This is a genomic window from Leifsonia xyli (assembly GCA_001647635.1).
GTDB lineage: Bacteria > Actinomycetota > Actinomycetes > Actinomycetales > Microbacteriaceae > Leifsonia > Leifsonia xyli_A.
The window spans coordinates 3470359-3482838 of record CP014761.1; the positions used below are offsets into that span (position 1 = coordinate 3470359).

Consider the following 12480-nt stretch of genomic DNA (forward strand, 5'->3'; position numbering starts at 1 on the left):
TACCGTCCGCTACTAACGCCTGCCCTGTCCGGGGTAGGCCCCCAGACAGGAGAATTGTGGCTGCAAAACCACGCGTACACGAGGTCGCGAGCGAACTCGGCGTCGACAGCAAGGTCGCGCTCGCGAAGCTCAAGGAGATGGGCGAGTTCGTCAAGGGACCGTCCTCGAGCATCGAGCCTCCGGTAGCACGCAAGCTGCGTGCCGCCCTCGAGGCCGAGGGTGCGAAGCCGTCCGCCGACAAGGCGACCGCTTCCGCCCCCAAGGCGCCGTCGCAGGCGCCGCGTCCGGCGGCACCGCGTCCGCCGCAGGCGTCCGGATCGTCCGACGCATCCACCGCCGCCGGCCCCAAGCCGTCGGCCCCGATGTCGGTCGCCGAGCGTCAGGCCGCGGCTGAGAAGGCTGCCGCCGAGAAGGCGGCCGAGAAGGCCGCGGAGACCTCCGCCCCGAGCTCGTCGAGCCAGGGCAAGCCGTCCACGCCCGACACCGCGAAGCCCGCGGGGCCGCGCCCCGGCGCCGGCAGCATCCCGCGTCCGAGCGCTCCGCGCCCGGGCAACAACCCCTACTCGAGCAACCAGGGCATGGGCCAGCGCCCGCCGCGTCCGGGCAACAACCCGTTCTCGTCGTCGCAGGGCATGGGCCAGCGTCCCTCGCCCGGCAACATCCCGCGTCCGACCCCGCCGCGCCCCGGCTCGCCGCGCGTCGGCGCGCCCGGCCAGGGCGGCGGCAACCGTCCCGGTCGTCCGGGCGGTGGCGGCGGCGGTCGTCCCGGCTTCCAGCAGCGTCCCGGCAGCGGTGGCGGTGCAGGTGCGGGGGCCGGTGGCGGCTTCCAGCGGCCCGGCGGCGGCTTCGGCGGCCCGCGCCCGGGTGGCGGCGGCGGTCGTGGCCGTGGTCCCGGCGGCGGTACCGCCGGTGCGTTCGGTCGCGGTGGCGGCAAGAGCAAGGCACGCAAGTCGAAGCGCGCGAAGCGCCAGGAATTCGAGATGCGGGAGGCCCCGTCGCTGGGCGGCGTGACCGTACCCCGCGGCAACGGCGACACGGTCATCCGGCTGCGTCGTGGCTCCTCGATCTCCGACTTCGCCGACAAGATCGACGCGAACCCCGCGTCGCTGGTCACCGTCCTCTTCCACCTGGGCGAGATGGCGACCGCGACCGAGTCGCTCGACGAGGCCACCTTCGAGGTGCTCGGCGATGAGCTGGGCTACAAGATCCAGGTCGTCTCGCCCGAGGACGAGGACAAGGAGCTCCTGGAGGGCTTCGACATCGACCTCGACGCCGAGCTGGAGGGCGAGTCCGACGAGGACCTCGAGATCCGTCCGCCGGTCGTCACCGTCATGGGTCACGTCGACCACGGTAAGACCCGACTGCTCGACGCCATCCGCAACGCGAACGTCGTCGCGGGCGAGGCCGGCGGCATCACCCAGCACATCGGTGCGTACCAGGTGTGGACGGAGCACGACGGCATCGAGCGTGCCATCACCTTCATCGACACCCCGGGTCACGAGGCGTTCACCGCCATGCGTGCCCGTGGTGCGCAGGTCACGGACATCGCGATCCTCGTGGTCGCGGCGGACGACGGCATCATGCCGCAGACCATCGAGGCGCTGAACCACGCCCAGGCGGCCGGCGTCCCGATCGTGGTCGCGGTGAACAAGATCGACAAGCCCGATGCCAACCCGGCGAAGGTGCGTCAGCAGCTCACCGAGTTCGGTCTGGTGGCGGAGGAGTACGGCGGCGACGTCCTGTTCGTCGACGTCTCGGCCCGCAACAACATCGGCATCGACGACCTGCTCGACGCGGTGCTGCTCACCGCAGACGCCGGTCTCGACCTCCGTGCGAACCCCAACAAGGACGCACGTGGTGTCGCGATCGAGGCGAAGCTCGACAAGGGCCGCGGCGCCGTGGCGACCGTGCTCATCCAGTCCGGAACACTCCGGGTGGGCGACGCTATCGTGGCCGGCACTGCTTACGGCCGTGTGCGTGCGATGGCCGACGAGAACGGCGACCCGGTCTTCGAGGCCGCCCCGGCTCGTCCGGTCCAGGTGCAGGGTCTCTCCAGCGTCCCGCGCGCCGGTGACACCTTCCTCGTCACCGAGGAGGACCGCACCGCGCGTCAGATCGCCGAGAAGCGCGAGGCCGCCGAGCGCAACGCGCAGCTGGCGAAGGCCCGCAAGCGCATCTCGCTCGAGGACTTCACCCGCGCTCTGGAAGAAGGCAAGGTCGAGGCGCTCAACCTCATCATCAAGGGCGACGTGTCCGGTGCCGTGGAGGCGCTGGAGGAGTCGCTCATGAAGATCGACGTCGACGAGTCGGTGAGCCTGCGCATCCTGCACCGCGGTGTGGGTGCGATCACCGAGTCGGACATCGACCTGGCGACCATCGACAACGCGATCGTGATCGGCTTCAACGTCCGCCCGGACGTGAAGGCGCGCGAGCGTGCTGCCCGCGAGGGTGTGGATGTCCGCTTCTACTCGGTCATCTACAACGCCATCGAGGACATTGAGAACTCGCTGAAGGGCATGCTCAAGCCCGAGTTCGAAGAGGTCCAGTCGGGTGTCGCCGAGATCCGCGAGGTGTTCCGCTCCTCGAAGTTCGGCAACATCGCCGGTGTCATCGTCCGGTCCGGAACGATCACTCGCAACGCCAAGGCGCGCGTCATCCGCGACGGCGTCGTGGTGGGGGACAACCTCGCCATCGAGTCGCTGCGCCGGTTCAAGGACGACGTCACGGAGGTCCGTACGGACTTCGAGGCCGGTATCGGCCTCGGCAAGTACAACGACATCCAGATCGGTGACGAGATCGAGACCACGGAGCTTCGCGAGAAGCCTCGCGTGTAGTCGCGAACGATGGCCGGTGGCTGACGCCACCGGCCATCGTGCTTGAAGGGAGAGAATCATGGCCGATCCGGCACGCGCGAGGAAGCTCGCGGACAGGATCAAGGAGATCATCGCCAAGCGGCTCGACCGCGGCCTGCGCGACCCGCGCCTGGGCTTCGTGACCATCACGGACGTCCAGGTGACCGGCGACCTGCAGCACGCGACCGTGTTCTACACGGTGTACGGCACCGAGCAGGAGCGCGAGGACTCGGCGGCGGCGCTCAAGGCGGCGACCGGGATGCTGCGCAGCGAGGTGGGCAAGAACATCACCGCGCGGCTGACGCCGACGCTGGAGTTCCAGCTCGACGCCATCCCCGAGAACGCAGCCCACATCGAGGACCTGCTGCGGGAAGCGCGCGAGCGCGACACCACGGTCGCGGGCCTCGCGGCGGGCGCGAGCTACGCCGGCGACGAGGATCCGTACGTCAAGCCGCGTGAGTACGACGAGGACGCCGAGGAGGAGTGACCTCCCGCCCGGGTCGGGGTCGGTCCTAGGCTGACGGCATGTTCGCCGTCTCGTTCTACGACCCCGATCCGGATGCCTCACCCGAGCGCTTCCAGCGCATCGCCGAGGCGTACCCGCGACATCGCGCCTACCTCGACGAGTTCGCGAAGAGCGGCGATGTGCTGATGATCGGCACCTTCGGCGAGCCGATGACCCAGGGGTCGATGGCGATCTTCCGTTCGCGCGAGGCCGCCGAGCGATTCCGCGACAGCGACCCGTTCGTCACCGAGGGGCTCGTGTACCGGTCCCGCATCCTCGACTGGGACCCGATCGTGTTCCCCGATCAGGGGAGCGTGTAGCCGCCTTCGGCTGCGACGGCCAGGCCGTCGGCGACGAGTCCCGCGAGCGCGCGGTCGCGCTGCGCGGCGTCCGGCCACACCGCCTCGAGCTCGGTCGCGCTGACCGGGATGTGCGAGGCGCGCAGTTCCGCGAGGATGCGCCCGCGCACCTGCCGGTCGCTGCCCTCGTACTTCTTCTGCACCGCCTTGCGCGGCCCGTCGTACGCTGGGTAGCCCGCCTGGCGCCAGGCGCAGGTGTCCGCGAGCGGGCACGCGTCGCAGCGCGGCGTGCGGGCGACGCAGACGATCGCGCCCAGCTCCATCATGCCGGCGTTGAACGCGGCGGCGGCGGGGCGGTCCTTCGGGAGCAGCGCCTCCATCGCGGCGAGATCGCGCTTCGACGGCGGCCCCGGCTCGGCCTGGCCGCCGACGGCGCGGGCGATCACCCGGCGGATGTTCGTGTCGACCACCGGATGCCGGTGGCCGTAGGCGAAGGCCGCGACGGCGCGAGCCGTGTAGTCGCCGATGCCGGGGAGCGCGAGGAGCGCATCCACATCCTCCGGGACCACGCCGCCGTGCCGCTCGGTGATGGCGACGGCCGCGGCGTGCAGCCACAGCGCGCGGCGCGGGTAGCCGAGCGACTGCCACGCGCGCACCGCTTCGCCGGGAGGGACCGCCGCGAGGTCGGCGGGTGTCGGCCAGCGCGTCAGCCACTCCTCGAGTCGGGGGATGACCCGGCTCACCGGGGTCTGCTGCAGCATGAACTCGCTGACGAGCGTTCCCCAGGCCGTGAAACCGTCGCGCCGCCACGGCAGGTCGCGCCGGTTGGCGTGGTACCAGGCCACCACCGTCCCGGCGAAGTCGTGCATGCTTCGAGGCTAACCGGTGCGCGGCCTATGCTCGTCGCATGATGCTCCCGCCGACCCCGCGCGTGCTGTTCCTGCGGGAACTCGTGGCCGCCATCCGCCGGAAGGCGCCGGTCGGGCGGGTGGCCGTCGCCGTCGATGGCGGGCGCCTGGACGGCGGGTTCGCCGACGACCTCGCGGACGTGTTCCGCGAGGCCGGTTCGGACACGTTCCGCGCGTCGGTCTCGAACTTCCACTCGTCGCGTGCCTACCGCACGAGACTCGGCCCGGAGTCGCCGCAGAGCTACTACCGCGACGCCTACGACTACGTCAGCCTCCGTCGCGTGCTGCTCGACCCGTTCCGCCTCGGCGGCAGCACGGGCTTCCAGCTCGCCGCCTTCGACGCCGTGCGCGACCAGCCGGTGGAGGCGCGGTGGCTGACGGCGGGGATGGATGCGGTGCTCGTGCTGGACGGCGAGTTCCTGCTGCGGCCCTCCCTGCGCGCCGAGTGGACCGCGTCCATCCGGCTCGTGAACGCGCCGCGAGACGGGCTGTACATCGAGGACGCCCACCCCGCCTCGCACGCCGACTTCCTGGTGGACGACACCGAGCCGGCGCGGCCGATATGGGCGGCGCGCGGCTGACTCAGGCGAGCAGCGGGCGCATCCGCTCGGCGACCTGGTCGGGCGTGAGGAAGCCGTTCTGCTCGACCTCGTGCACGAGCCCGGTGATCGCCGCGTTGATCGGCGCCTCGACGCCCGCCGCGCGCGCCTCGTCGACGACCGCGCCGTTGAGGTAGTCGATCTCGGTGAGCTGGCCGCGGCGGATGCTCTGCAGCGTCGATCCGAGGTTCGGCGTGGCGCCCATCCTGCGCTTCATCAGCAGCGGGACCGCCTGCGCGGCCCACCGCGGTGCGCGGGCCACGACGCGCAGCACCCGGTCGTCGAGGCCCTGGATGCTGCCGTAGCGGACGCCGCGGGCGTAGCCGACCCGCGTCGCCTCCTGCAGGCTCGCGGTCAGGATGGGCCGCAGCCGTCGGTCGCCGATGACCTCCTGGGCGCTCAGGCCGGTGATGGCGGGAAGCGCGTTGATCTGGTTGACGATGAGCTTCGTCCACTGCGCCCCGGTGAAGTTGTCGATCGCCTGCGCGGGCATTGCGGCGTCGAGGATGCGCGCACCCTCCACCGCGGCGGGCGGCGGCGGTCCGTCTCCGGCGCCGAGGTAGGTGTTCGCCGGGGTGGTGACCGAGACCCGGCCGGGGGAGAGGTAGCTCGCGGCGTAGAGGGCGAGCGCGCCGACGCAGTCGGAGTCCGGCAGCAGGGCCTGGGCCTCGCGGAGGCCGGCGAGGCCGTTCTGGACGATCACGACGGGGATGCCGTCGAGCTGCGCGCGATTCGTCTCGATCGCGGCGGCCGCATCCTGAGCCTTGGTGCACACGAACGCGAGCTCGGGGCGCGTCTGGAGCGTCTCGGCGGCTGCGGGACGGGCGGTGTGCGTGCCCCAGGCCCCGTCGAGCCGGAGACCGTCGACGCGGATGGCCGCGAGCTGCTCGCCGCGTGCGGTCACCTCGACGAGGTGACCCACGCGATCCAGGAGGGCCGCGATGGTTCCGCCGATGGCCCCAGTCCCGATCACGCCGATACGCACGCGCTCCAGCCTAATCCGGCCAACGAGTGGGCCCGACACGCCGTCACGGTCGTGGCCGTAAAGGCGTGTCGGGCCCAATAGATGGCACGGATGTCAGTCGGCGAGGACCGGCGCGGGCTCGGCGGTCGCGAGCGCGTCGACGGCGGCCTCGGCCGGCGACTCCTCGCGCTCGGCGAGAGCGGCGGCGGCCGCGCGGGCCGCGCGGCGCGACGGCAGCGCCAGCGCGATCACGGCGGCCAGCGCGAGGACACCGGCGCCGACCCACACGGCCGGGATGGCCGCATCCACGTACCCGGTCGGCGTGAGCGTGCCGCCCGCGCCCGTGAACACGGCGGTGAGCACGGCGACGCCGAGCGCGACGCCGACCTCCCGCAGGGTGGAGTTGGTGCCGGACGCCTTGGCGTGGTCGGCGGGTCGCATATTCGCGAGCACCGCGGTCGAGCTCGGCGCGAACACCAGGCCCATGCCGATGCCCGCCAGCAGGAACGGCGGCCACATCTGCGAGTAGGGCAGCGTCGCCGACAGGGTCAGCGCGATCCAGCCCATGGCGACGGCGAGCAGCACCAGGCCGGCGACGACCGGGAGGCGCGTGCCGGTGCGCCCCGACACCAGACCGGTGAGCGGCGCGACGACCATCGGCGCCAGGGTCCACGGCATCGTCATCACGCCCGCCTCGAGCGGGGTGTGGCCCTGCACGACCTGGAGGAACTGGATGAGGATGAAGATCGCCCCGAAGATGCCGAAGCTGAACGTGACGCCGACGAGGTTGGCGACGGTGAAGCTGCGGTCGCGGAACAGGCGCAGAGGCAGCAGCGGAGCGGAGGCGCGCGACTCCCAGAACACGAACGCGACCAGCAGCGCGGCCCCCGCGATCAGGGGGATGAGAACCTCCGCGCTGCTCCAGCCCGCGTCGTTGCCGCGCACGATGGCGAAGACGACGCCGAGGACGCCGGGCGCGGCCAGCAGCAGGCCGACGACGTCGGCGCGGACGCGCGCGCCGAAGCTGTTCGGCAGGGCGGCGAGCACCAGCGGGACGGCGATCACGCCGAGCGGGACGTTGAGCCAGAAGATCGCCTGCCAGTTCCATCCCTGCACCACCGCGCCGCCGATCAGCGGGCCGAGGGCGACGCCGAGGCCGGAGATGCCGCCCCAGATGCCGATCGCCGCCGGGCGGAGGCGTTCGCTGACGCTGCCGGCGAGCAGTGTCAGGGACAGCGGCATGAGGGCGGCCGCGCCGGCGCCTTGCACCGCGCGGGCGGCGATGAGCATCCACGGCTCGGTTGCGAGAGCGCTCGCCGCGCTGGCCAGCGTGAAGACGGCGATGCCGGCGAGGAACACCGACCGTCGGCCGAGCCGGTCGCCGAGGCCGACCGCCATGAGCATGAGGGTCGCGAAGCTGAGCGTGTACGCGTTGACCACCCACTGCAGCTCCTCGATGGAGGCGGACAGGTCTTTCGCGATCACGGGCAGGGCGCTGGTGACGACGAGGTTGTCGAGGGTGGCCATGAACATCGGCAGGGACGCCGCGACGATCGCCAGCCAGACGGGGATGGAGCGGGTGCGCGGTGCGGCAGGTGCGGACATGCGGCGCCTCCAGTTGTTGTTATCGGATGATTACAAGAGCTGAGATTAGTAATCGACTGATAACCTGTCAAGTGTGACGGACAAGAACACCGAGCGGATTTCCTCCGCCGAGCGCCGCGTCCAGATCCTCGAAGCCGCCAGCCGGGTCTTCGGGGAGCGCGGCTACTTCGGCGCGACCACCGACCAGATCGCCCGCGAGGCGGGCATCAGCCAGCCCTACGTGGTGCGGATGTTCGGCAGCAAGGAGAACCTGTTCGTCGGCGTCCTCTCGCGGTCGCTGGAGCGGCTCCTCGTCGCCTTCACCGAGACCATCGCGCAGTGGAAGGCCGACGGATCGCCCGCCGCGCCCGGCACCGACGTCGCCGCGATGATGCCCGGGGTCCACGGCGAGATCGGCCGCCGGCTCGGCCTGGCCTACGTCAATCTCATCGAGGACCGCGGGCTCCTGCTCTCGCTGATGCAGGCGTTCAGCATGGGACAGGACCCGACCATCGGTGGCAAGGCGCGCGACGGCTTCCTCACCATCTACCGGCTGCTGCGCGACGAGGCCGGCTTCGAGCCGGAGGAGGCGCGCTCGTTCCTCGCCGAGGGGATGCTGCTCAACACCCTGCTGGGCCTGCGTCTGACGGACGAGTACCAGAAGGACGCGGCGGCGACCGAGCTCATCGAGTGCACGTTCCGCACCAAGCTGCAGCTCGTCCTCGACGTGTCCGCCGACGAGAGCGTGCGCGCGTGACCGGCAGCGGACTCATCCCGATCGACAAGCCGGACGGGATGACGAGCCACGACGTCGTCGCGCGCGTGCGCAAGGCCGCAGGCACCCGCAAGGTCGGCCACGCGGGAACCCTGGATCCGATGGCGACCGGCCTGCTCATCGTCGGCGTCAACTCGTCCACGCGGCTGCTTACCTACATCGTCGGGGCCGACAAGGAGTACCTGGCGACCATCCGGCTCGGCGCCGGGACCACCACCGACGACGCCGAGGGCGACCTGCTCGCCCCCGTCTCGCAGGACGCGCTGGACGCGGTGGCCGACGACGCGATCGTTGCAGGCATCGCCGCGCTGACCGGCGAGATCCAGCAGATCCCCAGCGCCGTCTCCGCGATCAAGGTGGACGGCAAGCGGGCGTACGCGCGCGTCCGGGCGGGGGAGCAGGTCGAGCTCGCGCCGCGCGCCGTCACCGTCTCCGAGTTCGAGCTGTTGGCGACCCGGCGGATCGACGGCGCGATCGACCTCGACGTGCGCGTCGTCTGCTCGTCGGGCACGTACATCCGCTCGCTCGCCCGCGACCTCGGCACGTCGCTCGCCGTCGGCGGCCACCTCACCGCGCTGCGGCGCACCCGCGTCGGCGCCTTCTCCGTGCAGGACGCCCACGACCTCGCTACGCTCGATGCGGAGGCCGCGCTCATCCCGGCTGTGGATGCGGCGACCGACCTGTTCGAGCGGCTCGACCTCACCGAGCAGCAGGCGATCGACCTGACGCACGGGCGGCGCATCCACGTCGTCGACCGCGAAGGGCCGGGCGGCGAGCCTGTCGCCGCCGTCGCCCCGAACGGAGCGCTTGTGGGACTGATCGAGTTCCGCGGAAAGGAAGCCAGGACGCTCGTGAACTTCCCAACGGACGAGGCCGTCGGCCGCGCATGATCGAGTGGTTCACGACCGTGCAGGTCATCGTGGCCTGCGCCGCCGGCATCCTGTGCCTGGTGCTCGGGCTCATCGGGCGGCTGCCCGGCGACGTCTCGATGGGGGCCGTCGCGCTCGTCGAGCTGCTGCTGCTCGCGCAACTGGTGATCGCGATCATCGCGCCCGCCGTCGGCAACAACCCGTCCGGCAGCCTCGCGGAGTTCTACATCTATCTGATCTCGGCGATCATCCTCCCGCTGGCGGGCGGCTTCTGGGCGCTGATCGAACGGAACCGCTGGAGCACCGTCATCCTCGGCGGCGTCTGCTTCGCGATCGCGGTGATGGTCTACCGGATGGGGCAGATCTGGTTCGTGCAGGGCGCGTGAGCGTCGGCCCGCGCAAATAGAATCGAAGCGATGTCCCACCACACCACGTCCACGCGCACGAACCCGGACCCGTCGGCACCCCGGCGGCGGATGTCGGGGGTGGGCCGGGTGCTCGTCTTCGTCTACGGCGTGCTCGCGCTCGCCGCGACCGGCCGCAGCGTCTTCCAGATCATCGACCGCTACCACGAGGCGCCCGTCGCCTTCACGCTGTCGGCGCTCGCCGCGGTCGTCTACATCGTCGCCACGATCGCGCTGATCGCGCCGGGGCGCGTCTGGTACCGCGTGGCGTGGATCACGATCAGCTTCGAGCTCGCCGGCGTGCTGATCATCGGGTCGCTGAGCCTCTTCGCCCCGGCGGTGCTCGGGTTGCACGACATCGACCCGTTCGGGCGCGACGCGACGGTCTGGTCCGTCTACGGGATGGGGTACCTGTTCATCCCGCTCGTGCTGCCGGTGCTCGGGATGCTGTGGCTGCGCCGCCACCCGCCCGTCGACGCGCCCGCGGGCGAGGTGATGTCGTGAAGGTCTTCCACGCGGTCGAGGAGGTCCCGGACGGCTGGGGACCGTCGGCGGTCACCATCGGCAAGTTCGACGGCGTCCACACCGGGCACCGCGCGGTGATCGACCGCCTGCGGGCCGTCGCCGCCGAGCGCGGGCTGGTGTCGACGGTCATCACGTTCGACCGCAACCCGCTCGAGGTGCTGGCGCCCGAGAAGTGCCCGGCGTCGCTGGTGAGCAACGCGCAGAAGCTCGACCTGCTCGCCTCGACCGGGGTGGATGCGACCCTCATGGTCCACTTCGACCGGGCGCTCGCGGGCCTTCCTCCCGAGGAGTTCGTGCACCGCATCCTGGTCGACCGGCTGCACGCCGCGGCCGTGCTGGTCGGCAGTGACTTCCGCTTCGGAGCCCGGGGCGCAGGGGATGTGGCGCTGCTGCGCGAGTTGGGCGTGACCTACGGGTTCACCGTCGAGCTGATCGACGACGTGCGGCCCGAGCACGGCCGGCGGGTGTCCTCCACGTGGATCCGGGAGCTGCTCGCCGACGGCGACGTCGACCACGCGACCGAGCTGCTCGGGTCGGCACCGACCGTCCGCGGTCTCGTGGTGCACGGCGCGGCGCGCGGACGTGAACTCGGCTACCCGACGGCGAACCTCTCGCCGGAGTCGGAGGGCCTCATCCCGGCCGACGGCGTGTACGCGGGCTGGCTGACCGACGGGGGCGAGCGCTACCCGGCGGCGATCTCGGTCGGCAACAACCCGACGTTCGAGGGTGTGCCGCACAAGCAGGTCGAGGCGTACGTGCTCGACCGCGAACTCGACCTGTACGACCACACGGTCGAGGTGTCGTTCGTGCACCGCATCCGTGGGATGGTCGCCTACACCGGCGTCGAGCCGCTGATCGCGCAGATCGCGGACGACGTGGAGCAGGCGCGGCGCATCCTGGGCGCGGGCGAGCCGTCCTGATGGCGGACTCCTCTCCGGCCGCGGAACGGCGGCCGCTCTGGCACGGCCGCGCGATCGCGCTGGTCGGCATCCTGCTCGTCGCCGCCAACCTCCGCACCGCGGTCGCGGCGCTGTCGCCGATCTTCGCCGAGATCCGCACCGAGTTCGAGGTGTCGAGCATCGGCGTCGGACTGCTCGGGATGCTGCCGCCGGTCTGCTTCGCGCTGTTCGGCCTGATCGCGCCATCGTTCACGCGGAAGCTCAAGCTCGAGACTGTCGTGCTGCTCGCGCTCGGCGTCATCCTGCTCGGCCATCTCATCCGGGCGTCGGCCACGTCGTTCGCGCTGCTCGCGATCGGCTCGGCCGTGACCTTCGCCGGGATGGGCGTGGGCAACGTCCTGCTGCCGCCGCTCGTGAAGCGGTATTTCCCGGACCGGATCGGGCTGGTCACCTCCCTCTACGCGACGGTGATGTCGGTCTCGACGCTGCTCCCGCCGCTGGTCGCCGTGCCGGTCGCAGACGCGGCGGGCTGGCATGTCTCGGTGGGCATGTGGGGGCTGGTGAGCCTGCTCGCCATCCTGCCGTGGCTGCGCATCCTGATCACCCACCGGCCCGCGCACCCCGATCACGACGTCGACGTCGAGAAGGCGCAGCCGGCCATGGCGGGACGGGTCTGGCACTCGTCGCTCGCTTGGGCGCTTGCGGTCGTCTTCGCCGTGTCGAGCCTCAACGCGTACGCGATGTTCGCGTGGCTTCCGCAGATCCTGCACGATGTCGCGGGCACCCCGCCGGTCGAGGCGGGCGCCCTGCTCTCGGTGTATGCCGGGATGGGCATACCGGCCGGGCTGCTCGTGCCCCTGCTGGCCGCGCGGATGCGGAACGTCGCCATCCTGATCTACGCGGGCGTCGCGTTCTTCGTCGCCGGCTACCTCGGGCTGATCCTCGCGCCGGGTGCGGCGACGTGGCTGTGGGTCGCGTTCGCCGGCCTCGGGCCGCTGCTGTTCCCGCTGTGCCTCGTGCTGATCAACGTGCGGACGCGGACGCACGCGGGTTCGGTCGCGCTGAGCGGCTTCACGCAGGGCCTGGGCTACACGCTCGGCGCCCTCGGGCCGCTCGCGGTCGGCGTGCTGCACCAGCTGACCGGCTCCTGGACGCTCGCGCTGCTCGTGCTGACCGCGACCGTGCTCGCGGCCGCCGTGGCCGGCGCCGTCGTCGCACGCCCCCGCTTCCTCGAGGACTGACCGGCCGGATCCGGCAGTCTCGATCGGCTCCTCCGGTTCTAGCCTGGGTGGGTTCG

The 12480-nt window shown here is 71.5% G+C and carries 13 protein-coding genes; 10 read left to right on the forward strand and 3 right to left on the reverse strand.

Going from position 1 to position 12480, the window contains the following annotated elements; all coding sequences use genetic code 11:
• Nucleotides 1-56 precede the first annotated feature (56 nt).
• Genes A0130_17000 through A0130_17010 form a run of 3 tightly spaced genes read left to right on the forward strand, consistent with a single transcriptional unit; the run spans nucleotide 57 to nucleotide 3677 of the window.
• Nucleotides 57-2834 carry a translation initiation factor IF-2 gene (locus A0130_17000; GenBank protein ID ANF33132.1) on the forward strand — a complete coding sequence of 926 codons (2778 nt, stop codon included), beginning with the start codon at nucleotides 57-59 and terminating at the stop codon, nucleotides 2832-2834.
• Nucleotides 2835-2892: 58 nt separating this feature from the next.
• Entirely contained in the window at nucleotides 2893-3339 is a 447-nt protein-coding gene (locus A0130_17005; protein ANF33133.1) for a ribosome-binding factor A, read from the forward strand.
• Nucleotides 3340-3377: 38 nt separating this feature from the next.
• On the forward strand, nucleotides 3378-3677 hold the full coding sequence (locus A0130_17010; GenBank protein ID ANF33134.1) for a hypothetical protein: 300 nt from the start codon (nucleotides 3378-3380) through the stop codon (nucleotides 3675-3677).
• Here A0130_17010 and A0130_17015 read toward each other — a convergent pair.
• Nucleotides 3662-4525, reverse strand: a complete 864-nt coding sequence (locus A0130_17015) for an adenine glycosylase (GenBank protein ID ANF33135.1) — start codon at nucleotides 4523-4525, stop codon at nucleotides 3662-3664. The two genes, A0130_17010 and A0130_17015, sit on opposite strands and share 16 nt — an antisense overlap.
• Before the next feature lie 38 nt (nucleotides 4526-4563).
• Here A0130_17015 and A0130_17020 point away from each other — a divergent pair, with 38 nt between their 5' ends.
• Complete coding sequence (locus A0130_17020; GenBank protein ID ANF33136.1) at nucleotides 4564-5145, forward strand: hypothetical protein; 582 nt, start codon at nucleotides 4564-4566, stop codon at nucleotides 5143-5145.
• Between the two features lies 1 nt (nucleotide 5146).
• On the opposite strand, the gene A0130_17025 is transcribed toward A0130_17020, so the two are convergent.
• Together A0130_17025 and A0130_17030 are read right to left on the reverse strand one after the other, a co-directional pair.
• Nucleotides 5147-6148 carry a 2-dehydropantoate 2-reductase gene (locus A0130_17025; GenBank protein ID ANF33137.1) on the reverse strand — a complete coding sequence of 334 codons (1002 nt, stop codon included), beginning with the start codon at nucleotides 6146-6148 and terminating at the stop codon, nucleotides 5147-5149.
• Nucleotides 6149-6241: 93 nt separating this feature from the next.
• Nucleotides 6242-7732 carry an MFS transporter gene (locus tag A0130_17030; protein ANF33138.1) on the reverse strand — a complete coding sequence of 497 codons (1491 nt, stop codon included), beginning with the start codon at nucleotides 7730-7732 and terminating at the stop codon, nucleotides 6242-6244.
• 73 nt (nucleotides 7733-7805) lie between these two features.
• Between A0130_17030 and A0130_17035 the strand changes: the two genes are divergently transcribed.
• Genes A0130_17035 through A0130_17060 form a run of 6 tightly spaced genes read left to right on the forward strand, consistent with a single transcriptional unit; the run spans nucleotide 7806 to nucleotide 12424 of the window.
• Complete coding sequence (locus tag A0130_17035; GenBank protein ANF33139.1) at nucleotides 7806-8468, forward strand: hypothetical protein; 663 nt, start codon at nucleotides 7806-7808, stop codon at nucleotides 8466-8468.
• Nucleotides 8465-9376: a tRNA pseudouridine synthase B gene (locus A0130_17040; protein ANF33140.1), complete on the forward strand. Its 912-nt coding sequence runs from the start codon at nucleotides 8465-8467 to the stop codon at nucleotides 9374-9376. Before A0130_17035 ends, A0130_17040 begins: the two co-directional genes overlap by 4 nt.
• Nucleotides 9373-9741: a hypothetical protein gene (locus tag A0130_17045; protein ANF33141.1), complete on the forward strand. Its 369-nt coding sequence runs from the start codon at nucleotides 9373-9375 to the stop codon at nucleotides 9739-9741. Before A0130_17040 ends, A0130_17045 begins: the two co-directional genes overlap by 4 nt.
• Before the next feature lie 30 nt (nucleotides 9742-9771).
• A complete protein-coding gene (locus A0130_17050) occupies nucleotides 9772-10263 on the forward strand; it encodes a hypothetical protein (protein ANF33142.1) in 492 nt (163 codons plus the stop codon).
• Entirely contained in the window at nucleotides 10260-11204 is a 945-nt protein-coding gene (locus tag A0130_17055) for a bifunctional riboflavin kinase/FMN adenylyltransferase (GenBank protein ANF33143.1), read from the forward strand. The genes A0130_17050 and A0130_17055 overlap by 4 nt, the downstream gene beginning before the upstream one ends.
• Nucleotides 11204-12424, forward strand: coding sequence for an ABC transporter permease (locus A0130_17060; GenBank protein ID ANF33144.1), 1221 nt, complete (start codon nucleotides 11204-11206; stop codon nucleotides 12422-12424). Before A0130_17055 ends, A0130_17060 begins: the two co-directional genes overlap by 1 nt.
• The last annotated feature ends 56 nt before the right edge of the window (nucleotides 12425-12480 follow it).